The organism is Flavobacterium turcicum (assembly GCF_011365745.1).
GTDB classification, from domain to species: Bacteria; Bacteroidota; Bacteroidia; order Flavobacteriales; family Flavobacteriaceae; genus Flavobacterium; species Flavobacterium turcicum.
This window is the reverse complement of sequence record NZ_JAAOBY010000002.1, coordinates 184,570-209,600: the sequence shown is the minus strand read 5'-3', so window position 1 is coordinate 209,600 and position 25,031 is coordinate 184,570. Positions and strand designations below refer to the sequence as shown.

19 protein-coding genes are annotated in these 25,031 nt (G+C 35.9%); 16 read left to right on the top strand and 3 right to left on the bottom strand.

Annotated features, from left to right (window positions below; genetic code table 11):
* Positions 1 to 94: 94 nt before the first annotated feature.
* Together miaE and glyA are read right to left on the bottom strand one after the other, a co-directional pair.
* Complete coding sequence (gene miaE / locus G9Q29_RS04860; RefSeq protein WP_166133910.1) at positions 95 to 688, bottom strand: tRNA-(ms[2]io[6]A)-hydroxylase; 594 nt, start codon at positions 686 to 688, stop codon at positions 95 to 97.
* A 135-nt stretch (positions 689 to 823) separates the two neighbouring features.
* Entirely contained in the window at positions 824 to 2,098 is a 1,275-nt protein-coding gene (gene glyA / locus G9Q29_RS04855) for a serine hydroxymethyltransferase (protein ID WP_166133908.1), read from the bottom strand.
* Positions 2,099 to 2,206: 108 nt separating this feature from the next.
* Between glyA and fahA the strand changes: the two genes are divergently transcribed.
* From fahA to G9Q29_RS04795, 12 genes are all read left to right on the top strand, one after another.
* Positions 2,207 to 3,490: a fumarylacetoacetase gene (gene fahA, locus G9Q29_RS04850; RefSeq protein ID WP_166133906.1), complete on the top strand. Its 1,284-nt coding sequence runs from the start codon at positions 2,207 to 2,209 to the stop codon at positions 3,488 to 3,490.
* 143 nt (positions 3,491 to 3,633) lie between these two features.
* Positions 3,634 to 4,818, top strand: coding sequence for a hypothetical protein (locus tag G9Q29_RS04845; protein ID WP_166133904.1), 1,185 nt, complete (start codon positions 3,634 to 3,636; stop codon positions 4,816 to 4,818).
* A gap of 465 nt (positions 4,819 to 5,283) precedes the next feature.
* Entirely contained in the window at positions 5,284 to 5,907 is a 624-nt protein-coding gene (locus G9Q29_RS04840) for a GNAT family N-acetyltransferase (protein ID WP_166133902.1), read from the top strand.
* A gap of 103 nt (positions 5,908 to 6,010) precedes the next feature.
* Entirely contained in the window at positions 6,011 to 7,213 is a 1,203-nt protein-coding gene (locus G9Q29_RS04835; RefSeq protein ID WP_166133900.1) for an argininosuccinate synthase, read from the top strand.
* Positions 7,214 to 7,405: 192 nt separating this feature from the next.
* Positions 7,406 to 8,383 carry an N-acetyl-gamma-glutamyl-phosphate reductase gene (gene argC, locus G9Q29_RS04830; RefSeq protein ID WP_166133898.1) on the top strand — a complete coding sequence of 326 codons (978 nt, stop codon included), beginning with the start codon at positions 7,406 to 7,408 and terminating at the stop codon, positions 8,381 to 8,383.
* Between the two features lie 88 nt (positions 8,384 to 8,471).
* Positions 8,472 to 9,608 (top strand): aspartate aminotransferase family protein, encoded by a 1,137-nt coding sequence (locus tag G9Q29_RS04825; protein WP_166133896.1) that lies wholly within the window; start codon positions 8,472 to 8,474, stop codon positions 9,606 to 9,608.
* 100 nt (positions 9,609 to 9,708) lie between these two features.
* The gene (locus G9Q29_RS04820; protein ID WP_166133894.1) at positions 9,709 to 10,650 is read left to right on the top strand and encodes an N-acetylornithine carbamoyltransferase; all 942 of its coding nucleotides are present in this window, start codon (positions 9,709 to 9,711) and stop codon (positions 10,648 to 10,650) included.
* A gap of 76 nt (positions 10,651 to 10,726) precedes the next feature.
* Positions 10,727 to 11,512, top strand: coding sequence for an acetylglutamate kinase (argB, locus tag G9Q29_RS04815; RefSeq protein ID WP_166133891.1), 786 nt, complete (start codon positions 10,727 to 10,729; stop codon positions 11,510 to 11,512).
* Positions 11,513 to 11,590: 78 nt separating this feature from the next.
* A complete protein-coding gene (locus G9Q29_RS04810) occupies positions 11,591 to 12,661 on the top strand; it encodes a M20 family metallo-hydrolase (RefSeq protein WP_166133889.1) in 1,071 nt (356 codons plus the stop codon).
* 144 nt (positions 12,662 to 12,805) lie between these two features.
* Positions 12,806 to 14,086, top strand: coding sequence for an argininosuccinate lyase (gene argH, locus G9Q29_RS04805; RefSeq protein WP_166133887.1), 1,281 nt, complete (start codon positions 12,806 to 12,808; stop codon positions 14,084 to 14,086).
* A 133-nt stretch (positions 14,087 to 14,219) separates the two neighbouring features.
* Positions 14,220 to 15,221 (top strand): DUF2157 domain-containing protein, encoded by a 1,002-nt coding sequence (locus tag G9Q29_RS04800; RefSeq protein ID WP_225872887.1) that lies wholly within the window; start codon positions 14,220 to 14,222, stop codon positions 15,219 to 15,221.
* The gene (locus tag G9Q29_RS04795; protein ID WP_166133885.1) at positions 15,205 to 16,368 is read left to right on the top strand and encodes a hypothetical protein; all 1,164 of its coding nucleotides are present in this window, start codon (positions 15,205 to 15,207) and stop codon (positions 16,366 to 16,368) included. The genes G9Q29_RS04800 and G9Q29_RS04795 overlap by 17 nt, the downstream gene beginning before the upstream one ends.
* A gap of 145 nt (positions 16,369 to 16,513) precedes the next feature.
* Here the strand turns inward: G9Q29_RS04795 and ytxJ are convergent, their stop codons facing one another.
* A complete protein-coding gene (gene ytxJ, locus G9Q29_RS04790) occupies positions 16,514 to 16,903 on the bottom strand; it encodes a bacillithiol system redox-active protein YtxJ (protein WP_166133883.1) in 390 nt (129 codons plus the stop codon).
* A 143-nt stretch (positions 16,904 to 17,046) separates the two neighbouring features.
* On the opposite strand from ytxJ, the gene clpB reads away from it, so the two are divergent.
* From clpB to G9Q29_RS04770, 4 genes are all read left to right on the top strand, one after another.
* Positions 17,047 to 19,650 (top strand): ATP-dependent chaperone ClpB, encoded by a 2,604-nt coding sequence (gene clpB, locus G9Q29_RS04785; protein WP_166133881.1) that lies wholly within the window; start codon positions 17,047 to 17,049, stop codon positions 19,648 to 19,650.
* A 259-nt stretch (positions 19,651 to 19,909) separates the two neighbouring features.
* Positions 19,910 to 23,191, top strand: coding sequence for a YCF48-related protein (locus G9Q29_RS04780; protein ID WP_166133879.1), 3,282 nt, complete (start codon positions 19,910 to 19,912; stop codon positions 23,189 to 23,191).
* A gap of 462 nt (positions 23,192 to 23,653) precedes the next feature.
* Positions 23,654 to 24,529 (top strand): DUF808 domain-containing protein, encoded by an 876-nt coding sequence (locus G9Q29_RS04775; protein WP_166133877.1) that lies wholly within the window; start codon positions 23,654 to 23,656, stop codon positions 24,527 to 24,529.
* 244 nt (positions 24,530 to 24,773) lie between these two features.
* A complete protein-coding gene (locus tag G9Q29_RS04770; RefSeq protein WP_166133875.1) occupies positions 24,774 to 25,028 on the top strand; it encodes a PH domain-containing protein in 255 nt (84 codons plus the stop codon).
* Positions 25,029 to 25,031: the final 3 nt, after the last annotated feature.

Here is a 25,031-nt window from a genome sequence, read left to right as displayed (position 1 = left end):
CATTGCAGTAACACTGCTAAACTGACCCTATTTGATTCTTAAAAATTATAATCTGTAAAAATGATGTTTATTAAGAAAGCATTCAAAAGACTTATTATCCGTGGATAGTTTGACCCGTACCGTAATTAGCAATTACTGATTCTTCAAAAGCCAACCACTCTCTCCATCTCTTTTCAACATCAATTCCTACTCCATACTTGCGTGCATAAGTAATAAAAGTGGTGTAATGACCTGCTTCGCTTTCCATTAATTCTCTATAAAATAAAGCCAACTCTTCATCTTGAATATTTTCAGAAAGTACTTTGAAACGTTCGCAACTTCTAGCTTCAATCATTGCCGAAAAAAGTAAACGTTCTACCAAACCGGAAACGCGACTACCATCGATACTTTTTTTCATGTACATATAAAGTTCATTCACATAATCGTCTTTGCGCTCGCGACCAAGTGTTAAACCTCTTTTAATGATAATGTTATGCACTTGTTCAAAATGATCTAACTCCTCTTTGGCTAAAGCCAATAAGTCTTTCACCAAATCTTGATGCTCTGAGTTGTTGGTAATGATCGTAATGGCATTGGTGGCCGCTTTTTGTTCGCACCAAGCATGATCTGTTAAGATTTCCTCTATGTTTTTTTCTACAATATTCACCCATCTCGGGTCAGTAGGCAATTGCAATCGTAATACTCCCATTTTAAATTGGTTTCAAGTTTTAAAATTAGTTTCAAGTTTCAAGTTTTACCTAGAACTGAAAAAGTTTAAAATTTTGCGATACCATTCCGTAAACACAAAACTTTAAACTTTTAACCTGAAACTTTAAACAAAAATTTAATAAACGAAAATAGCTCTCTCGCTCATCATTTCGTTTACTTCATTTGCTACCTGTTCGATAATATCTTCGTTGGTGTGATCAACTAAAACTCTGTCGATTAAATCAACAATAGTTTCCATATCCGCCTCAACCAAACCACGAGTGGTAATTGCAGCTGTACCTACACGAATTCCAGAAGTTACAAATGGTGATTTATCATCAAAAGGAACCATGTTTTTATTTACTGTAATTTCAGCTTTAACCAATGCGTTTTCAGCTTCTTTACCAGAGATATTTTTGTTTCGTAAATCGATCAACATCATGTGGTTATCGGTTCCGCCTGAAATAATTTTATATCCTCTTTTTACAAAAGCTTCTGCCATAGCAGTCGCATTTTTTTGCAATTGTAAGGCATAAGTAAAAAACTCATCTTGCAAAGCTTCACCAAATGCTACTGCTTTTGCAGCAATAATATGCATTAAAGGACCACCTTGATTTCCAGGAAAAACAGCTAAGTCAAGTAATGAAGACATCATTCTGATTTCTCCTTTTGGAGTTGTTAAACCAAAAGGATTTTCAAAATCTTTCCCCATCAAGATCAAACCACCACGTGGACCACGTAAAGTCTTGTGCGTAGTTGTAGTTACAATATGACAATGCGGAATTGGATCGCTCAATAATCCTTTTGCAATAAGTCCCGCTGGATGCGAAATATCTGCTAACAAAATAGCACCAACGCTATCAGCAATTTCTCTAAAACGAGCAAAATCCATATCACGTGAGTAAGCCGAAGCTCCTGCAATGATTAATTTTGGTTGCTCTTTAGTAGCTATTTCTTGTATTTTATCATAATCTAAACGTCCTGTTTCTGGATCAACTCCGTAAAAAGAAGGAGAATACAAACGTCCTGAAAAATTAACAGGCGATCCGTGCGTTAAATGCCCACCGTGCGACAAATCAAAACCTAATATCTTGTCCCCTGGTTTCAAACAAGCATGAAAAACAGCAGTATTGGCTTGAGAACCAGAGTGTGGCTGCACATTTGCGTAAGCAGCACCAAACAATTCTTTAGCTCTATCAATTGCAATTTGTTCTACCACATCTACTACTTCGCAACCTCCGTAGTATCTTTTTCCTGGGTATCCTTCAGCATATTTGTTGGTTAATACAGATCCTGCTGCTTCAAGCACTTCGTCACTTACAAAGTTTTCTGATGCAATAAGTTCTAATCCGTGAATTTGTCTTTCTTGTTCTTCAAGAATAAGGTCAAAAATTTGTTCGTCGCGTTGCATTTTTTTGATTTTCGTTAATTTGATGCAAAAATACAAAAAAACGTTTGCTTAGTACTTAGATTATAATATATTTGATGAGTAATTTTTTAACAAAACAATTAACAAAATATGCCAATAACAGCTAACGATACGAATAGAAAATCATGGCTTGAAGTACCTTCAAACAGCGATTTCCCTATTCAAAATATACCTTTCGGAGTTTTCCTTACCAAAGAAAACATCGTAACAGTAGGAACTAGAATTGGCGATTACGCCATTGATTTAGGTGCATTACAACAATTGAACTATTTTGAAGGTATAGAATTGACCGATGATATGTTCATGCAAGATACCTTAAACGATTTTATTTCGGACGGTAAAAAAACTTGGCGTTTGGTGCGTAACCGAATTGCAGACATTTTTGATGTTAACAATCCGAAATTACAAAACAATCAGACAGATCGAGACATTGTTATTTTTGATATCAAAGATGTCGAAATGCAATTACCAGTTCTTATTGGTGATTACACTGATTTTTATTCTAGTAAAGAGCACGCTACCAATGTAGGAAAGATGTTCCGCGATCCAGACAACGCCTTACTTCCAAACTGGTTACACATTCCTGTAGGTTATCACGGAAGAAGTTCTTCAATCGTACCATCTGGAATTCCGGTACACCGACCAATGGGCCAAACTTTACCAAACGGAGAAACTAGTCCGGTATTTGGTTCTTCACGCTCTGTTGATTTTGAATTAGAAACCGCTTTTATCACCACTGATGTTAACATCATGGGCGAAAATATTCCAGTTACCGAGACCGAAGATTATATTTTTGGAATGGTTTTACTAAATGACTGGAGCGCGCGTGACATTCAAAAATGGGAATACGTGCCACTTGGACCGTTTTTAGCGAAGAATTTTGCATCTTCTATTTCACCGTGGATTGTAACTATGGATGCTCTAGAGCCTTTTAGAACAAAAGGTCCAAAACAAGAACCAACACCTTTGCCGTACTTACAGCAAAAAGGAAAGCACTCTTTTGATATTAATTTAGAAGTAGCAATACAACCAGAAAACGCTGAAGCAACGGTAGTATCTCGCTCTAATTTTAAATACTTATATTGGAGTATGTGCCAGCAATTGGCTCATCATACTAGCAACGGTTGCCGTGTAAATTCAGGTGACATGATGGGATCTGGAACCATTTCAGGACCAACTCCAGACAGTTTTGGATCGATGCTAGAACTTACTTGGGGAGGTAAAAACCCATTAAAAATGAGCGACGGAACTGAACGTAAATTCATTAACGATAACGATACTGTTATCATGAAAGGTTTCTGTCAAAACGGACAAGTTCGCATTGGTTTTGGTGAAGTTTCAAGTAAATTGTTACCGCCTTTTGTACGTCAATAAAAAATAATCAAACTAAAAAATCAAACCTAACAATTAACTTATTTTTGTTAGGTTTTTTTTGGCATTATATTTGAATTTTTTAAAATAGAAACAACTAAACATCAATCAAAATAGTAATCAATTACGAACTCAATCATCCGCTTATGAAAAAAATTACGCTCCTAATCGCTTTTATCGCTCTTGCAACGGCTTGCGGGGTCAAACAAACACAAAACGCATTGAGTTCAGGCAATTATGATCAAGCTATCGAAAATGCCGTATCGAACTTACGCAGCAATAAAGACAAAAAAGGCAAACAAGATTACGTTTATATGCTTGAGGAGGCTTTTGCCAAAGCAAAAGAACGCGATTTAAACACCATTAATTTGCTAGTAAAAGAGGCTAATCCTGCGCAGTTAGAAAAAATTTACAACATTTACCTGCAATTGAACCAACGTCAGGAGTTAATTAAACCCATTTTACCATTGAAACTGCTCAAAGAAGGACGCAATGCAATATTTCCTTTGGACAATTACAATGACAAATTAGTTGAAAGTAAAAATGCGCTTTCTGCTTATTTGTTTGGAAATGCTAAAAAGCTAATGGGAACGCCAGATAAAATGAAGTACCGTGCAGCTTACGATGATTTGCAGTATTTGAACAAAATCAATCCCAACTACAAAAATACAGTTGATTTAATGGACGAATGCCTAGCAAAAGGCGCCGACTATGTGCATGTTTACACCAAAAACGAAACAAATATGATCATTCCAGTTCGTTTGCAAAGTGATTTATTAGACTTCAGCACCTTAGGACTGAACGACAGATGGACGGTATATCATAGCAATAAAGTTAGAAATTTAACCTATGATTATGGCATGTTGATCAATTTTAGACAAATAAATATTTCACCAGAACAAATCAAAGAACGAGAATTTGTAAAAGAGCGAGTTGTTAAAGATGGCGTTAAAAAACTCATTGATGCAAACGGGAAAGAAGTCTTAGACGAAAAAGGAAAACCCGTTATGATTGACAATTTAGTCACTGTTAATGCCCGCATTTACGAGTTCAAACAATTCAAAGCTTGTCAAGTCACAGCCAAAATTGATTATATCAACTTACGATCGAACCAACTTTTACAATCTTTCCCATTGGCGAGTGAGTATGTTTTCGAGAATATTTATGCTACGTACAAAGGCGATCGTCGTGCTTCTGACGACAACTATTTCTCCTATTTTGATCGTAGAGCAGTGCCTTTTCCAAGCAGCGAACAGATGGTTTATGATTCTGGCGAGGACTTAAAAGCGAAATTAAAAGACATTATTACAAGAAATCGCTTTCGAAATTAAAATATAAAACAAAAGCTTCTCATAACACAACTCCTTGATAAACAAATATCAAGGAGTTTTTTTTTATACCAAAAATCAAACAAACCATTAAAAATTTGTTAGATTTTTTAAAAATAGGTTTCACTTTTAAAAATAAGTGTACTTTTGCAGCAATGAATCAGACAAGTTTACATACTACATTGTCACGGACAAAAGCACTAACTACTTCGCCCGAAGTACGGACGCTATCTGTATAGTCTCCACGTTGTTCGTTTAGTATTCATATTTCATTTTTCTCGTTTTGATTTTATCGCTCAAACCTATTGGATATTTGCATCCAATAACAACTCATAATTTATTCACAAATTATTCAAATACAATAAGCTACACTTATTTATTTACAATAACCCTTATTCTTAGGTATTATTTCATTGATACCAATCCAATTTTTTATTCCTTTTCTAACTCTAAAATTCAGCTTTTGAAATGAATATTTCTATTGTAACCGCTCAGGAAGAACACTATAAATATGCGCAAGAAATTTGCGATACCATCGAACTTTCAGCCTTGCTGAGAGGTACTGGTATTGCCAAAAGAACTCCTGAGTACATCCAGAAAAAAATGGAAACCAAAGATGCTGTAATTGCTCTTGAAAATGGCAATTTTGCAGGATTTTGCTATATCGAAAGCTGGCAGCACGGCCAATTTGTAGCGCATTCTGGTTTAATTGTACATCCAAATTATCGCAATCATGGTTTAGCCAAAAAAATCAAAACTTTTGTTTTTACGTATTCTCAACAAAAATATCCTGGCGCCAAAGTATTTGGTATTACGACGGGATTGGCAGTGATGAAAATCAATTCGGACTTAGGTTACAAACCAGTACCTTTTTCAGAGTTGACCAATGATCCAACTTTTTGGGCAGGCTGTAAAACCTGTACAAATTTTGAAATTTTAAAAAGCAAAGAATACAAAATGTGTCTTTGTACAGGTATGTTATACGATCCTGCTGAGAAACCTAAGATTCCACCAAAACACGATTTTAATGTCCGGATTTGGAACCGTTTAAAGAAAATAAAGCAAGCGCTCTTTTTACCAAAACTTTTTTGAAAGGTTCACTCCTAAATAATTAAAAGTACACTTTAAAGCTAAAATAGTGTACAAGAAAAAATAGACATTAAGCGGCAATAGCCCAACAAAAAATAAAACACAAATGGAAAATAAAAAAGTAGTTTTAGCCTACAGCGGCGGATTAGACACCTCATATTGTTTAAAATATTTAAAAAACGAAAAAGGCTTTGAAGTACACACCGTACTAATCAACACAGGTGGTTTTGATGATGCCGAGTTGGAAGCTATCGAAGCAAGAGCCTACGAATTAGGAAGTGCCAAACACGCCAATCTTACCATTCTTGATAAATATTACAACAAAGCTATCAAATACCTTATTTATGGAAACGTTCTGAAAAACAATACGTACCCACTTTCTGTAAGTGCTGAACGTGTTTTTCAAGCTATTGAAGCCATCAAATACGCCAAATCTGTTGGAGCAACCGCAATTGCACATGGAAGTACGGGTGCCGGAAATGACCAAATTCGTTTCGACCTAATCTTTCAAACCATTGCTCCTGAGATTGAAATCATCACTCCTATTCGTGACTTAAAACTTTCGCGTCAAGAAGAGGTTGATTATTTAGCCAAAAACGGCGTACATTATTCTTGGGAAAAAGCCCAATATTCTATCAACAAAGGACTTTGGGGAACCAGCGTAGGTGGAAAAGAAACATTGACTTCAGGACAACCTTTGCCTAGCGAGGCTTATCCTTCGCAGTTAATCAAAGAAGGGCACGAAAAAGTAACATTGGAGTTTCAAAAAGGTGAACTTGTTGCTGTAAATGGCATTGCAGACAAACCATCAAACAACATCGTCACTCTCGAAAAAATTGCTAGCGCGTACGCCATTGGCCGTGACATCCACGTAGGCGACACCATTATTGGTATCAAAGGTCGTGTTGGTTTCGAGGCTGCGGCCCCAATGATCATCATCAAAGCGCACCACTTGCTCGAAAAACATACTTTGGGCAAATGGCAACAATACTGGAAAGAACAACTAGGCAATTGGTACGGCATGCTTTTTCACGAAGGTCAATTTCTTGATCCCGTAATGCGTAACATCGAAACTTTTCTTGAAGACACCCAAAAAACTGTCAACGGAATTGTGACCGTGACCTTGCAACCCTATCATTTTTCGCTTGACGGTATCGAGTCGGAGAACGATTTAATGAACACTGGTTTTGGTCAATACGGCGAAATGAACAATGCATGGACCGCTGATGATGCCAAAGGATTCATCAAAATATTAGGTAACGCGCAAAACATCTTTTCATCGGTAAACCAATTGACGTACGAGGATTAAGCTGATATTCTTTTGGGCGTGACCCTTCGTAAAAACTGCGGGTCGGGTCATCCGCTATATCTTTTGCTCGGCAAAAAGCCTCACAAAAGGATACCGCTGCTACCCCTCACGCACACGCGCAGGAATACAACAACATATTTGCATCGCTACAAGAATCAAATAGGCAAAAATGCCAAGGAAAAAAATAGAATTATGATAACAATTGGAATTATAGGAGGATCAGGCTACACTGCAGGCGAACTCATTCGTATTTTACTATACCATCCGTATGCTACTATCGATTTTGTTTACAGCACTACAAATGCGGGTAAACCAATTTCAGTAGCGCACCATGATTTATTAGGCGATACTGATTTGCATTTTACCAATGTCATAAATCCAAACGTCAACGTAGTTTTTTTATGCCTCGGACATGGCAAGTCAAAAGCTTTTCTTGAAGCCAACCAATTTGCAAATCATACCAAAATAATCGATTTAGGTAACGATTTCAGATTGCACGATGATCAAATATTTCAAAACAAAACCTTTGTGTACGGACTACCTGAATTGCAAAAAAGCAAAATCAAAACAGCCAACTATATTGCAAATCCAGGTTGTTTTGCCACCGCAATTCAACTTGCCTTATTGCCTTTGGCGCAAGCCAATCAAATTACAACCGAAGTGCATATTAACGCCACAACGGGAAGCACAGGCGCAGGTGTAAGTCCATCAGAAACAAGTCATTTCAGTTGGAGAAATAACAACATGTCGCACTACAAAGCTTTTGAACATCAACATCTTGCAGAAATCAATCAAAGTATAGCTTCACTACAAGGAAATTTCAGTCAAGAGCTGCTTTTTATACCCAATCGCGGAGATTTTCCACGCGGAATATTTGCAACATTGTACACCCATTGCATTAAAAGTTTAGAAGAAATAGTTGCACAATACGAAGCCTTTTACAAAGACCATCCATTTGTTACCATCACCACAACCAACATCAACATGAAGCAAGTGGTACAAACCAACAAATGCATTATCAGTTTCATGAAAAAAGGCGACCGACTATTAATCACCTCTATAATTGACAATCTTGTAAAAGGAGCCTCAGGACAAGCCATTCAAAATATGAATCTAATGTTTGGCCTTGATGAAACAACTGGTTTACAATTAAAACCATCAGGATTCTAAAAAAATTATAAGATTGAGGGATTTAAAATTTTATACAATACTAAATTTTTAAATTCTTAAATCTTTAAATCTTTAAATTTAAAAGAAAATGAACTTATTCGACGTTTACCCATTATATCCAATTACTCCCGTAAAAGCCTTAGATTGCATCATCACTGACGACAAAGGAATTGAATATTTAGATTTATATTCTGGCCACGGAGTGATTTCTATTGGCCACAGCCAACCGGAATATGTAGCCAAAGTTAGCGCACAGCTTGCTCAATTGAGTTTTTATTCAAATGCCATTCAAAATCCATTACAAGTTGAATTAGCTGAAAGGCTCGGTCAAATGTCTGGCTATACGGATTACAACCTATTTTTATGCAGCTCTGGTGCCGAGGCAAACGAGAACGCTTTAAAAATGGCTTCTTTTCATACCCAAAAGTCTAGAATTATTTCCTTTGAAAATGCCTTTCACGGCCGTACATCAGCAGCCGTAGCTACTACCGATAACAAAAAAATTGTTGCACCAATTAATGCGCAACAAGTGGTTACTTTTTTACCACTCAACCAAATCGAACTTGTTGAAGCAGAATTAGCCAAAGGAGATGTTGCAGGCGTAATTATTGAGCCAATTCAAGGAGTTGGTGGTCTTGACATGGGAACCACAGGCTTTTTTCAAGCCTTAGAAAAAGCTTGCAAGGCACATGATGTGGTTTTAATCTTAGATGAAGTACAATCAGGTTTTGGACGTAGCGGTAAATTTTTCGCACATCAGTTTCATGATATTCAACCTGATATCATTTGCATGGCAAAAGGTATGGGCAACGGTTTTCCTATTGGCGGAATTTTAATAGCACCACATTTTAAAGCGAGCTACGGTTTACTTGGGACTACTTTTGGAGGAAGTCATTTGGCCTGTGCAGCTAGTATTGCCGTATTAGATATCATCGAAAAACAGCATTTAATGGAAAATGCACAAAAAGTGGAAGCTTACTTTATGGAAGCCATCAAGATTATTCCAGAAATCATCAAAGTAAAAGGACGCGGCTTAATGCTTGGTGTAGAGTTCGATTTTGATGTAAACGACTTGAGAAAGAAAATGATCATCGAAAAACACATTTTCACCGGAGGATCAAGCAATAAAAACTTATTGCGCATTTTACCACCTCTTACAATTACAACTGCTGCAATAGATACTTTTATCAAAGCATTACAAGAATCATTAGCAGAATTAAAATAATAAGGATAAAATGATTACATCAATTACTTAAAGTAAACAATTACCTTAAATCAATACATTGCACAACAAATCGATTTTAGAAAATTAAATCAATTGTACCATGAATTACACTTCAATTAAAGACATAGATAATTTGGACCAATGGGTTCAACAAGCCATAAAAATCAAGAAAAAACCTTTAAAGAATAAAAAACTAGGCAAAAATAAAACACTAGGAATGTTGTTTTTTAATCCAAGCCTTCGTACCCGTTTGAGTACGCAAAAAGCAGCCTTAAACCTTGGTATGAACGTCATGGTGATGAACTTTGGCAGCGAAGGTTGGACGCTTGAGTACGAAGATGGCGCCATAATGAATTCTGGTTCGTCAGAGCATATCAAAGAAGCTGCAGCGGTAGTTTCCCAATATTGTGATATTATTGCTGTACGTGCATTTGCGGGTTTGCAAGACAAAGAAAAAGACAATGCTGAAACAGTAATGGCGGGGTTTTTAAAATACGCTACCGTTCCTATTGTCAATATGGAAGGTGCTACTGGTCATCCGCTACAAGCTTTGGCCGATGCCATCACGATTGCCGAGTACAAAACAAAAGCACGACCCAAAGTAGTTCTCACTTGGGCACCTCATCCTAAAGCTTTGCCTCAAGCTGTAGCCAATTCTTTTGTAGAAATGATGCAGTTACAAGATGCCGAATTTGTAATCACTCATCCGAAAGGCTATGAGCTTAATCCAGAAATTACTAAAGATTCGCACATTGAATACGATCAAGACAAAGCTTTTGAAAATGCTGATTTTATATACGCCAAAAACTGGAGCAATTACAACGAATACGGTCAAATTACAAATTCCGACCCAAATTGGACAGTTACGGCCGAAAAAATGAAACTGACCAATAACGCTAAATTCATGCATTGTTTGCCAGTACGTAGAAATGTAATTGTAACTGATGAAGTACTTGACGGTCCAAATTCTGTTGTAATTGAACAAGCCAATAACCGAACTTACTCTGCACAATTGGTCTTGCAAAAAATATTAAAAAAATAAGGCATTGGGATGCAAACTTTCTAAGGCTCTAAGTCCTCAGAAGCTTTGTATTTCAGTGCCTCAGAAACCTTTTTAAATGGAAGATAAAAAACCAATAACGATAATAAAAATTGGTGGCAATGTCATTGACAATCCAACTGAATTAGCGCTGTTTTTAAACGATTTCGCAAACATGGAAGGGTTTAAATTACTCGTTCACGGTGGCGGAAAATCAGCTACTAAAATGGCTGAGAGCATGGGCTTAACTCCTGTTTTAATTGATGGGCGACGCATCACTGATGCCGCAATGCTTGATGTTGCCGTTATGATTTATGCAGGCCAAATCAATAAAAACATTGTGGCACAGTTGCAAGCTAACCAAATCAACGCAATGGGATTTACCGGTGCTGATGGAAATTTAATCCAATCACAAAAAAGAAATCACCCCACTATTGATTACGGTTTTGTAGGTGATGTTACTCATGTAAATTCGACTTTGCTTCAAACACTAGTAAATACCGGAATTGTACCTGTTTTTTGCGCTATAACTCATGATAAACAGGGGCAATTACTCAACACAAATGCGGATACTATTGCCAGTGAATTGGCCATTGCACTTTCAGCACATTTTGAGGTAACTTTAAATTATTGTTTTGAAAAAGCAGGCGTTCTATCTGATAGCAATGATGATGATTCGGTAATCGAACAATTAAACGCTAGCTTGTATGCCAAATTAAAAGAAGAAGACGCCATACATTCAGGCATGATTCCAAAACTGGACAACTGCTTCAAAAGCCTTAAACAAGGTGTGCAGAGCATCAAAATTGGCAAACGCCAAATGTTACAAAACAATAAAACCATTTGTACCACTATTAACTTATAAACCACCTAGGAACTGTACTACTTACAATTTATTGCAACCTTTCACCGTTCCAAACCCATATTTGTGGCAACCCAACTTATGAAAAACACAGCACAACTTACACAAGAGGCCATCAGTTTGCTCAAAGCACTCATCGCGACTCCATCTTTCTCCAGCGAAGAGCAGCAAACCGCACTATTGATTGAAAATTGGTTTCGCACCAATGCCATTCCTTTTGAGCGCGAAAACAATAATGTTTGGGCCTACAACCGCTTTTTTGATGCATCAAAACCAACCTTACTGCTCAATTCACATCATGATACGGTAAAACCCAATCAAGGTTATACCCTCGATCCATTTGAACCAATCGAACAAGAGGGCAAACTTTTTGGCTTAGGTAGCAATGATGCTGGAGGTTGCTTGGTATCGTTATTGGCTACTTTTACACATTTTTTCCCTCTTGAAAACCTACCATACAATTTAGTAATAGTAGCTTCGGCAGAAGAGGAAAGCAGCGGAAAAAACGGCTTAAACAGCGTTTTGCAACACTTACCTGAACTAGACTGCGCCATTGTGGGCGAACCAACTTTAATGCAACTAGCCGTTGCCGAAAAAGGATTATTAGTGCTTGATGTAGTCGTTAAAGGTACAGCAAGCCATGCGGCACATCACAATCCGGATAACGCTATTTACAATGCCATTCCGATTATCGAGTGGTTCAATAGTTTTCAATTCGATAAAGTTTCAGAAGTTCTTGGGCCGGTTAAAATGACGGTAACGCAAATCAATGCAGGCAAACAACACAACGTAGTTCCCGCCGAATGCCATTTGGTGGTCGATATTCGAGTAAATGATTGCTACAGCAATGAAGAGATTTTACAAACCATAGCAGCACATCTTACAGCGCAAGTTATCCCAAGATCCATGCACCTCAACGCCTCGTCTATTCCTTTAAATCACGGGCTAGTTCAGGCAGGAGTTGCGCTAGGCCGCACCACATATGGCTCTCCTACCCTTTCTGATCAGTCGGTTTTGAGTTGCCAATCTTTAAAACTTGGTCCTGGCGATACACTGCGGTCACATTCAGCTAACGAATTTATATACCTCAACGAAATCGAAGAAGGAATTCAATTGTACATTCAAATCCTAAGCGATTTTTTTAGGAGCTAATCCTGCTATACGTTGCAATCTTTCATGGCGAACCCCGCCATAAAAGGATTTTCACTACTACCATGGCTACAAACAAAACTAATAAAAACCTATTTTACCTTTTCAAATACAAATCGAAATGGTAAACCTGAAACAAAAACGAATATGAAACTTTGGGAAAAAGGAATACCTACAGACAAACAAATAGAACATTTTACCGTTGGCAACGACCGAGAATTAGACTTAGTACTTGCTAAGTACGATGCGCTAGGCTCCATTGCGCATGCCAAAATGTTAGGCTCCATTGGCTTATTAAGCAACGAAGAAACACACTCTTTGGTCAAAGCCTTGGAACAAATCATAAAAGATGTGGAAGCTGGTCAATTTGAAATTGAAGATAGTTTTGAAGATGTGCATTCAAAAATTGAATACCTACTAACCGAAAAACTCGGCGATGCTGGTAAAAAAATACACACCGCTCGTTCTCGTAACGATCAAGTTCTTGTAGATGTAAACTTGTACCTAAAAGATGTCGTAACCGATTTCAAAACCCAAGTAAAAGCACTATTCGATTTGCTGATGGATTTGGCTAAGCAGCATCAAAATGTACTATTGCCAGGTTATACACATTTGCAAATCGCCATGCCTTCCTCTTTCGGGATGTGGTTTTCTGCATACGCCGAAACTTTAATTGACGACATAAGCATGCTCAATGCAGCACTTGCTATTGTCGACCAAAATCCGCTTGGCTCGGCAGCAGGTTATGGCAGTTCATTTCCCATCAATCGAAGTTTTACAACTGCTGAATTGGGTTTTAAAACTTTAAAATTCAACTCGGTAGCTGCACAAATGAGCCGAGGAAAATCAGAAAAAAGCGTTGCTTTTGCCATGAGCAGTGTAGCAGCAACTTTGGCAAAATTCTCAATGGACGTATGCTTGTACATGAGTCAGAATTTTGATTTTATTGGTTTACCTGCATATTTAACCACGGGTTCGAGCATCATGCCTCACAAAAAAAACCCCGATGTTTTTGAATTAATTCGTGGAAAATGCAACAAAATTCAAGCTTTGCCTTATGAAATTACGCTAATAACTAACAATTTACCAAGTGGTTACCACCGTGATTTACAACTCTTAAAAGAAGGTCTGTTTCCGGCCATACAAAACTTAAAAGCTTGTTTGGATATTGCTTTATTTTCAATCAAAGACATTCAAATTAAGGAGCATATCTTGAATGATAAAAAATACGATTATTTGTTTACGGTAGACACTTTAAATGAAATGGTAGTAGCTGGAATGCCTTTTAGAGATGCCTACAAAGCCGTTGCAGAACAATTGGAAAACGGCAGCTACCAATCGCCTCAAGCTACGCAACACACTCACGAAGGCAGTATCAACAACCTTTGCCTAGATGAGATCAAACAAAAAATGAACAACACATTTTAAAAATGCAACTACTGCAACAACCACAACTACTTTTAAAAATCCATTCGCTTTGAGTGGATTTTTTTTTGATAATCGCCCTAAAGATTTCATTAGCAATTAATGTTTATATTTGAAATACAAAAAGTCAATTTCAATGATGCATAACCACCAAGAGCAACTTACTCAAGACCTTTTTGATCGAAAACTTATCGACAAATCACAGTTCGATGCAGTTCAAGACTACCGAAAATTGAAGATATTTTCATTGCACAACGAACTGAAATTGATGCTTTATGGATCCGTATTGGCAATAAGTAGCGGTATTGGAATACTAATTTATCAAAACATTGATACCATTGGCCACACGATACTTTTAGGATTGATTTTAATGGCAACTATCGGCTGTTTTTACTTTTGCAGTAAGAATGCAAAAGGTTTTCACAAGCAGGAAGTTTCCTTTGATAATCCTATTTTGGATTATCTCCTTTTAGCAGCTCAGTTTTTAACTTGTGTCTTTTTTGGCTATTTGCAATACCAATATAAAGTTTTTGGCACTTATAACAACCTAGCTACCTTGGTGCCAACCGCAATTGGTTTTTATTGCGCTTACTATTTTGACAACAAGAATATTTTATCGCTTTCAATCACCGGCCTTGCTGCTGCAGTTGGACTTACAGTAAGCCCGCAAGCTTTACTAAATAACGAAACCATCGCTACCGATTTTCTTTGTTACACCTCAATTATACTTGGATTTACACTTCTATTTTGGTCGCAATACAGCAAACGCATCGATTTAAAAACCCATTTTACATTTTTGTACCTCACTTTCGCACTGCACCTTATTGCATTAGCTTGTCTTTCGCAGCTTGTTGAAACATATTGGCCTATTTTTGCTATTGTACTTGGATATACTTGTTATTTGTTTTACAAATTTAGTTATCAGGAAAAAGCAGTTTCACTTTTTGTATTTACTTGTCTATATGGTTATATCGGCTGCAACATTCTACTTGGAAGACTACTTTCCCTTATTGATCTTGGTGAATTAGTAAGCCTGTTTTTTATGATAATTCCAGGCTATTTTATAGGTTCTATTGTTTTATTCATAAAAGTTATTAAAGACTTCAATAAAAAAATCGCACATGATAGCCCACGATAAAATACTCCTACAAAACAAATACCTACTTGAAGAAGCCAAAGCATTACAAGATACTGGCTTTATTTCTAAAGAGCATCACAGCAACATTAAAATAGAGTTAGCCGATTTTAAAAGTAACCACAATTTGCTTTTACGAATTGCATTTTTACTACTAGGGAGTTTTTTATATTCTTCGATTTGTGGATTTTTTGCGTTATCAATCCTTCAAGTTACAGGAGAGCATCTTGAAGTTCTATTTTTTGTATTTGCCTTGATTGGTCTTGCAGGAACTGAATTTTTTGCCCGACAAAACTATTTCGGTCATGGATTAGATGATGCTTTTATGATCGGATTTCAAATATGCTTGGCAGCTACCATCGGTATTATAACTTCGGGAGATGAATTTTTGATAGCCATTGTAGTAACAACATCAGCCGCATTCTGTTATTTGCGTTATTTACACCGTAGCATGTTGCTGTTAGCTTGTGTTGCCGCAACGGCAAGTATTTTTTACGGAATGCTAAACCTTGGTACTGAAATCGCAGCAATACTACCAATTGTAAGCATGGTGTTTGCATTGCTCCTTTTTTTACTTTGGAACAAAAAGCTACAGCATACTTCAACGTTTTATAAATTTGATTTAGATTTAATTCGTTATTACAGCTATCTGTTGTTTTATCTTTCGGGGAATTATTTGGTGGTTCGGGAACTCTCGGTAGTTTTACTAGAGCAAACCATCAAACCTGGTCAAGATATACCTTTTGCTTGGTTTTTCTATCTATTTACATTTATTATACCTTTTGGTTATATCTATCAAGGGTTACAACAAAAAAATAAAATTTTACTTTGGCTTGGTTTATCAGCATTAGCATTTTCCATTTACAGCATTCGTTTTTACTATAGCGTTTTACCATTGGAGTTGGTATTAACTTTTGGCGGATTATTTTTGTTTGGAGTTACCTATTATTTGATCAAAAAATTACAAAATCAAACAACTGGAATTACCTTTAAGCCAGATCGTTTTAGTAATTCTACTCCATTTCAAGCGGCCGAAATTATAGTCTCAACACAATTGGGTGGTGCACAATCCAATCAACAAACAACCGATTCGCCGATGGAATTTGGTGGCGGTGGCTACAGCGGCGGTGGCGCTTCGGGAGAATATTAAATCTATAAATATTATCTATCTCAAAGATTGATTTCGAATAAAAATTATTACCCTTCAGCCTAAGAAAAAATAAATAAATAAAAAAACAACTTTACATTTAAGAATTGTAAAGTTGTTTTTTCTTTGAATAATGATCAATTGATGATTACATTTTAGTTTTCAATTCTCCCGCATCGATATCGCTATGCGAAACATTGTAAACCGCTTTCCCTTCTTTGATCAAAATTAATTGTGGCGATTGATGAACAACTCCAAAACGAGCTGCGATTTCATTTGAAACCTCGCGGAAAGCAATTAAATCTAAATAAAAAGGTTGTACAAGATCTGAAAAGTCAAACTCGTTTTCAAATTGCTTCAAAGCCATGCGACTAATGCTACAGCGTGTACTGTGTTTAAAAATAACAACCGATTTATCTTGTGATAAAGCCACTAATTCATCAAGCTGTGAAATTGTCTCTAAATTGTTCCACTGCATTTTTGATTGGGCTTGTTCTTGATTCTCAGAACTACCAAAAATATTCTTCAAAAAACTCATAATTGTCTGTTTTTAAGACATTTTGACATTTTAAAAAAGCAAAAAACAGCTTTAATGTGTCAATTTGTCGTATATTTACTAATGGAATATAAATTGAATATTCTCACGCAAAGTTACTTAATTCAACCTAAAAATACCGAAAGATGAACTTAAATAAATTTACTATCAAATCGCAAGAAGCCATACAACGCGCACAGCAATTGGCGCAGGAATTGGGACAACAACAAATTGAAAACGAACACCTATTAAAAGCTATTTTTGAAGTAGACGAAAATGTAGCGCCCTTTATATTAAAAAAGCTGAACGTAAACCTTCCGTTACTTCAACAAATTCTCAATAGCAGTTTGCAGAATTTTCCAAAGGTTTCTGGAGGCGAAATCATGCTTTCTCGCATCGCAAACAGCACCTTGAACGACGCTGAAATCATCAGTAAAAAAATGAATGATGAATATGTTTCTATCGAACATTTGCTACTGGCTATTTTCGAATCGAAAGCCAAAGTCGCTCAAATTTTAAAAGATCAAGGCGTTACCTCAAAAGGACTAAAAGCTGCTATTGACGAACTCAGAAAAGGCGAAAAGGTAACATCAGCATCAGCAGAAGAAACTTATAATTCCTTGAACAAATACGCAAAAAACCTCAACGAACTCGCGCGCTCTGGAAAATTAGATCCTGTTATAGGTCGCGACGAAGAAATCAGAAGGGTATTGCAAATATTAACCCGAAGAACCAAAAATAATCCAATGTTGGTTGGTGAACCTGGTGTAGGAAAAACAGCTATTGCCGAAGGTTTGGCGCACCGAATTGTGGATGGTGATGTTCCTGAAAATTTAAAAGACAAACTGGTTTTCTCTCTTGATATGGGCGCTTTAATTGCTGGTGCCAAATACAAAGGTGAGTTTGAAGAACGCTTAAAATCGGTAGTGAAAGAAGTGACCGCTGCTAATGGTGACATTGTTCTTTTTATAGATGAAATTCACACACTTGTAGGTGCAGGCGGTGGCGAGGGCGCTATGGACGCGGCCAATATTTTGAAACCGGCCTTGGCACGTGGTGAATTACGAGCCATTGGTGCTACCACGCTTGATGAGTATCAAAAATATTTTGAAAAAGATAAGGCACTTGAAAGACGTTTTCAAAAAATCATGATCGAGGAACCGGATACCGAAAGCGCCATTTCAATTTTACGAGGCATTAAAGAAAAATACGAAACGCACCATAAGGTGCAAATCAAAGACGAGGCAATTATTGCTGCTGTCGAATTATCACAGCGTTATATTACCAACCGCTTTCTTCCGGACAAAGCCATCGATTTGATGGACGAAGCAGCTTCAAAATTGCGCATGGAAATCAATTCGAAACCAGAAGAATTGGATGTTTTGGATCGTAAAATCATGCAACTCGAAATTGAAATCGAGGCCATCAAACGAGAGAAAGACGAAAATAAGCTCAAAATTTTAGGTCTAGATTTGGCTAATTTGAAGGAAGAACGCAACGAGATTTTTGCCAAATGGAAATCAGAAAAAGATGTTGTTGATGGCATACAAATCATCAAAATACAAATAGAAGACTTAAAATACGAGGCCGAAAGAGCGGAACGAGATGGGGATTATGGTAAAGTAGCCGAAATTCGTTACGGAAAAATCAAAGAAGCGCAAGAGCAACTTGCTGCTTTGACAAAACAATTGCAAGAAAATCAATCGGGCACCTCTTTGATAAAAGAAGAAGTAACCAAAGAAGATATTGCCGAAGTTGTTGCTAAATGGACAGGAATTCCGGTCATGAAAATGCTGCAAGGCGAACGCGAAAAACTTCTAAAACTGGAAGATGAATTGCACCTGCGTGTTGTAGGTCAAGAAGAAGCAATTCAAGCCGTGAGCGATGCCGTTAGACGAAGCCGTGCAGGATTACAAGACATGAAAAAACCAGTAGGAACTTTTCTGTTTTTGGGAACAACGGGAGTTGGAAAAACCGAATTGGCCAAAGCCTTAGCAGAATACCTTTTTGATGATGAAAGCGCAATGACCCGAATAGATATGAGTGAATATCAGGAACGCCACAGTGTGAGCCGATTGGTAGGTGCGCCTCCGGGATATGTGGGTTACGACGAAAGCGGGCAATTAACTGAGGCTGTGCGTAGAAAACCTTATTCTGTTATACTTTTGGATGAGATTGAAAAAGCACATCCTGATACATTCAATATCTTGTTACAAGTTTTAGACGAAGGACGTTTAACGGATAACAAAGGACGTTTGGCCGATTTCAAAAACACGATTATAATTATGACTTCTAACATGGGAAGCCAAATCATTCAAGATAAATTTGATAATTTAAACGGAAGCGTTGAAGCCGCAACCGAAGCTGCCAAAGTTGAAGTTTTAGGATTATTAAAACAAACGGTTCGCCCAGAATTCATCAATCGTATTGACGAAATTGTAATGTTCACGCCATTATCTCATTCTAATATCGCTCAAATTGTAGGTTTACAATTAAAAAGTGTGGTGAAAATGTTAGCGGCGCAAGGAATCACGATAGATGCAACGCCCGAAGCAATTGATTACTTGTCAAAAAAAGGATACGATCCGCAATTTGGAGCCAGACCGGTAAAAAGAGTCATCCAAAGAGAAGTACTCAATGAGCTTTCAAAAGAGATACTTTCTGGAAAAATTACCACCGATAGCATTGTGTTAATCGATGCCTTTGATGGAAAATTAGTGTTTAGGAATCAAACCAATTTCGTTGATTAAAATTAAATAAACTTTAATACTTGTATAACACTGGTCGAGAGGCTAGTGTTATTTTTTTGAAAAAAAATCACTCTGGTTAAATCATCATGCATAGAGAAAAAATCCTTGAAATTTCTTGAAAAATGATTACAAAAAATTCAAATTTTTATCTATCTATTTTATCCGCCTAAAACAAAATTTTAAAAGTAATTTTAAAAAATCAGTAATAAAAACTTTACTTTTACAGAACTATTCTTATAAAATAAAAAAAACAAGAATCATGAAAAATTCTACAACAGTACTAAAATTGGTATTTTTTGCCGTTTGTCTTTGTTTTTTCCAAAACATCAATTCACAAACCAATTGGGAATTGTTAAACCCAAAACCAAGTAGTAATATTGGTTTAGATATTCGTTTTGTTTCTGCAGGAAGGGGATTTATCATAAATTCTAATGAAATACTAGAGACTTTAGACGCCGGAATTTCTTGGCAAAAAAAACAAAATATTAACAGTGCGAATGACCTAAATTTCAATGGAAACATAGGTTTTATTGTTGGAAATAATGGATATGTTTTAAAATCTAGTGATAGTGGAACATCATGGGCACAAATTCAAACAGGGTTTATTGACAATTTTAATACAGTAAATATTTTAAATGCAACTGATATTATTATTTCATCTTCCAATAGCATTATTAAATCCTCAGATGGAGGTTCATCTTGGACTAAGAAAACTATCCCTAACAACACCGTTAATAAAACATTTTTTGTTAGTCCCCTAATAGGTCATGCCGCATGTAATGATGGAAAAATGTTAAAAAGTGTTGATGGGGGTGTCACTTGGTACATTACTCAGAGTTCAAATATAGTTCCATCAGATTTATTGATGGTTCATTTCATAAATCAAAATATTGGTTTTTACACAAAAGAACATAGCGATTTGTACAAAACAATTGATGGCGGAGAAAGCTGGTCCAAAATAAATGGAATTTCTGATGCCATATATGCTATCTCATTTATAAATGAGAATATTGGTTATATAACTGGTGATGGTGGAGTCATCTTCAAAACAATAGATGGTGGGACCACATGGAAATGGAGTGGTTTTCAAAACGGACGTTTTAACAACTCAACTTTGTATGGACTACATTTTTTAGACGAGAACATAGGTTATGCAACTGGTGCTCGGGGGAGAATTATTAAAACTAGTGATGGCGGTAAAACTTGGATTGAAAACTCACCTACTTATGACGACATAAAACAGATACAGTTTATTGATAACAACATTGGGGTTGCAGCAGTTGGAGATAAATTCTTTAAAACTGTTGACAGTGGCAAAAATTGGAAAAACATTAGCTCTTTAAAGCTTAACCAATCAATATTCGCAGGTAAATTTCAATTCGTAAATAATAGTATAGGCTACGCAACAACTAGTTCAACTTATGGTGGACAAGTATACAAAACTCTTGACGAAGGGGTTACTTGGACAATTTTAAACAATGGAAATGACATTATTGATGAAGGGATTAGTTCTATTTTTTTTCTCGATAAAAACATTGGTTTTGTATCAGGAGGGTTCAATCAAAAAAAAGTAATGAAAACAACTGATGGAGGTACAACTTGGCAGCAGGTGTTAGATCAAAGTTTTGGACAAATACAATTTGTAAATGATCAGATAGGCTACGCGCACCGTATTGGTTATTCAGGTGGCAGGATATACAAAACTCAAGATGGAGGTAGTACTTGGACCATCAATTTTGATATAGATCAAAACATTAATTCCATCCATTTTTTGGATGAAGACAACGGTTACTTTGCAGCTGAAAACGGTTCAATGTATAAAACTAAAAATGGTGGAATAACATGGGAAAAATTGACTGTTCCTTATGTTGATTTAAGAACTGTAAAGTTTTATTCTAAAAATGTAGGTTACGTTTTTGATAATTATGGACAATTGTACAAAACCTCTAACGGAGGCGCCAATTGGGAAAATATAACACTAATCAACTCGTATGGCTCACCATCTAATGATATGGCCATAGTGCAAAAAGATCTCTATGTAAGTAGTAGTAATGGTAAACTTTTAAAAAGCGCTATTTCATTTAATCCATTTGCAATAAATGTTTATCCCGCTCTTAATCTAACAAACAAAGGAGCAACTATTTCTGGTAATGCTGCCTCGAACGATGGAACATTACAAAATATAAGATTTGAATATGGAACAAATTTAGCCCTAACGAATGTTAAAAATACAAATCTTAATTCAGTAACATTTGATACTTCTTTGGATATATCTTCATCACTAACTGATTTAACTCCAAATACAACATATTACTATAAACTAGTAGGAACTTACAACAACCTCGATTATTCTAGTCAAATATTGAGCTTTACAACACTTCCTGATTTGGTATTATCAATAAATGATATTTACAACTATTCATCAAATACCGCACAAGTATCAGGAAACATAAAATCTAATGAAAATGAAATTTCTAATATTGAGTTTCAATATGCCACCAAAAATGAATTTTCTGAATTTAGTACTTTACCACTAAGTACTACTGTCATTGGGAATACCAATCAAAATATTAACGGCGATTTGACAAATTTATTTCCAAAAACCACATATTACATCAGAATTAAGGCAGAACATAAAGGGCAAAACGTTTACAGTTCAGTAAAATCATTTAAAACAAAAGCAGAATATGCAATCAATTTATACAATCCTGATATTAATGGAAATAATGCTACTTTGCAAGCCTACATAAGCAGTTATAGTAAAAATATTACTAACATAGTTTTTGAATATGGAACCATAAATTATGAAAAATCTATCGCAACTGCTATTAATCAGATACCTGTAAACACTTCAAATTATGTAAGTGCTACAATTAGCAATCTAGACCCAAATCTGAATTATTATTTTAGAATTAAAGCATTAAATGGACCTGATGTCATTTATAGCAAAGAAAATGTTTTTAATACTTCCGGTAATGTCATTATAATTCCTAATCCAATAATCGAGACGAACTCTGGCTTCAATTTCGTTGGACTTATCAATGCTTATGGAAAATTGCTCGACGATATTCAATTTGAATATGGACTAACAGAAAGCTACGGTTCAACAATTAGTGGTTCGCCTAACTATGCATTTGGATATAATACTACCACTATAACATCCCCATCAACTAATTTATTACCAAATCAAACCTACTATTATAGATTGGTGGCCACATTTAACGGAAACAAACTTTACTCTAACAAATATCAATTTACAACAAAAACGCTAGGCATTAATGATTTTAAGACTGATTCTAAATTAATCACATTATATCCAAATCCTGCGAATGATGAGGTAAATATTATCACAGATGATCTTAGTGAAGTATCGAGTATTAAATTAATCGATATAGCAGGCAAAGTTTTAATGACTCAAAACAATCCAAATCAAAACAATATTTTTAAACTTTTGCTGTCAAATCATGCAAAAGGCATTTATATTATAAAACTACAATTTAAAGATAATACTACTGTTAGTAAAAAGATTTTATTCCAGTAATTTCAATTAAAAACAATAAACGACACCATTGTTCTTATCGATGCCTTTGATGGCAAATTGGTATTCAGGAATCAAACAGAATTGGTTTCATAATTGCAAAAAACAGCATAGCTATTTAAGTCCATTGATAACAAAATGCATCAGTACAATCTGATGCATTTTTTTTGCAGCACCAACTTATCTTCCAATCACGGTTGCTCCTGCTCTACGCTAAATCACTACGCTACGCTCCGTGGATACCGCTACGATCAGGGCTATAATCGACAACTATTTTTCAGCAGTCGCTTACATTTGCGTAACCCTTCAGAACAAAGGCATCAAATATTGAATAAAACTGCTACAAAGCATAACGTTAATACTTTTTTTTAAAGCAAAAAAGTTTTAGCTTCGCACCACAAAACAATCAAAAGGGTGGCTACTACGGGTAAGAAGTTCGTGTAAGCCCTACTAAAAACTAGAACTATGGCATCAGGATTTTTCGCATTATTAGATGATATCGCAGCAATGATGGATGATGTGGCTGTAATGAGCAAAGTAGCTGCAAAAAAAACAGCAGGAATTTTAGGCGATGACTTGGCCGTAAATGCTGAAAAAGCATCAGGTTTCGTTTCCAACAGAGAATTACCAGTACTTTGGGCCATTTCGAAAGGATCTCTCTTGAACAAAGTAATAATTTTACCCATTGCATTTGTGCTCAGTTATTTTTTACCAACAGCGGTAACTGTAATTTTGGTATTGGGAGGTTTGTATTTGGCATATGAAGGAGCCGAAAAAATCTACGAATTTTTTTTCCCGCACGAACACGAAAAAACAGAAATTACTACCGCAGAATTGACCGAAGAGCAAATACTCGCATTTGAAAAAGAAAAAATCAAATCGGCTATTATCACTGATTTTATTCTCTCAGTCGAAATAGTAATCATTGCACTTGGTACCGTACTTGGTGAACCTATTGCAAAACAAATTACAGTAGTGTCAATCATTGCATTATTGGCAACAGTTGGTGTTTATGGTATTGTGGCGCTAATTGTTCGTATGGACGAAGCAGGTTTAAAACTAATTCAATTGAACCCCAATGAAAAAAGTTTCACTTACAAATTCGGAACAGTATTAGTCAAAGCATTACCGCTAATCATCAAATCTTTATCTGTAATTGGTACGATCGCTTTACTTTTGGTAGCAGGAGGCATATTTGCACACTACATTCCATTTTTGCACCATATTGAAACACCACTTCCTGCATTTGTAATGGAATTCGCTTACGGTTTAGGATTTGGAATAGCCGTTTTGATCGTAGTAATGTTAGCAAAGAAAATTTTTGGTAAGAAAGCACATTAAGTGTTCGCTTTATACACGGATTACAAAATCAGTCTTCGGACTGATTTTTTTTTTGAAAGCAATTTTAGTCGATATAAAAATTCAAAAGATTATTTTCGAATACAACAAAAGATTATTCAAAAAGACCCTCTTTTGATTATTGTATTTATAGAAATTTCTAGTAGTTTTGAAGTATCAAATAAAAATACAACACTTGCTAAATAAGCGAGATATAAAAGAGAATCAGCGTTAAAAATATAGTATTATGGATATTGTAAAATTTAAAATCACACCCAAAACCATTAAAGTTGAAGTTCGAAACTCGAACAACTATGTTTTTGATTTTAACAACTCCGTAGCCATTGCGAAAGAAGATCGAGACGTACTTTTAAAACTTTATAATGCTTTAGATTTACTATTTAAAAAAGATACTCCCACAGAAATAAAAAACTACATTTCACCCAATCAAACCAATATACTAGATCAAATTGAAGAAGTTGGTGAACAAGATTCAGAGTAAAAT

Bases quoted from the DNA above. Each gene is read 5' to 3' on its own strand.
- G9Q29_RS04780 (WP_166133879.1), top strand. From the start codon at position 19,910: ATGAAAAATTCTACAACAGTACTAAAATTGGTATTTTTTGCCGTTTGT.
- argB (WP_166133891.1), top strand. From the start codon at position 10,727: ATGGAAGATAAAAAACCAATAACGATAATAAAAATTGGTGGCAATGTC.
- ytxJ (WP_166133883.1), bottom strand. From the start codon at position 16,903: ATGAGTTTTTTGAAGAATATTTTTGGTAGTTCTGAGAATCAAGAACAA.
- G9Q29_RS04825 (WP_166133896.1), top strand. From the start codon at position 8,472: ATGAACTTATTCGACGTTTACCCATTATATCCAATTACTCCCGTAAAA.
- G9Q29_RS04845 (WP_166133904.1), top strand. From the start codon at position 3,634: ATGAAAAAAATTACGCTCCTAATCGCTTTTATCGCTCTTGCAACGGCT.
- G9Q29_RS04820 (WP_166133894.1), top strand. From the start codon at position 9,709: ATGAATTACACTTCAATTAAAGACATAGATAATTTGGACCAATGGGTT.
- clpB (WP_166133881.1), top strand. From the start codon at position 17,047: ATGAACTTAAATAAATTTACTATCAAATCGCAAGAAGCCATACAACGC.
- G9Q29_RS04775 (WP_166133877.1), top strand. From the start codon at position 23,654: ATGGCATCAGGATTTTTCGCATTATTAGATGATATCGCAGCAATGATG.
- G9Q29_RS04840 (WP_166133902.1), top strand. From the start codon at position 5,284: ATGAATATTTCTATTGTAACCGCTCAGGAAGAACACTATAAATATGCG.
- G9Q29_RS04810 (WP_166133889.1), top strand. From the start codon at position 11,591: ATGAAAAACACAGCACAACTTACACAAGAGGCCATCAGTTTGCTCAAA.
- argC (WP_166133898.1), top strand. From the start codon at position 7,406: ATGATAACAATTGGAATTATAGGAGGATCAGGCTACACTGCAGGCGAA.
- G9Q29_RS04795 (WP_166133885.1), top strand. From the start codon at position 15,205: ATGATAGCCCACGATAAAATACTCCTACAAAACAAATACCTACTTGAA.
- argH (WP_166133887.1), top strand. From the start codon at position 12,806: ATGAAACTTTGGGAAAAAGGAATACCTACAGACAAACAAATAGAACAT.
- G9Q29_RS04800 (WP_225872887.1), top strand. From the start codon at position 14,220: ATGATGCATAACCACCAAGAGCAACTTACTCAAGACCTTTTTGATCGA.
- G9Q29_RS04835 (WP_166133900.1), top strand. From the start codon at position 6,011: ATGGAAAATAAAAAAGTAGTTTTAGCCTACAGCGGCGGATTAGACACC.
- glyA (WP_166133908.1), bottom strand. From the start codon at position 2,098: ATGCAACGCGACGAACAAATTTTTGACCTTATTCTTGAAGAACAAGAA.
- G9Q29_RS04770 (WP_166133875.1), top strand. From the start codon at position 24,774: ATGGATATTGTAAAATTTAAAATCACACCCAAAACCATTAAAGTTGAA.
- fahA (WP_166133906.1), top strand. From the start codon at position 2,207: ATGCCAATAACAGCTAACGATACGAATAGAAAATCATGGCTTGAAGTA.
- miaE (WP_166133910.1), bottom strand. From the start codon at position 688: ATGGGAGTATTACGATTGCAATTGCCTACTGACCCGAGATGGGTGAAT.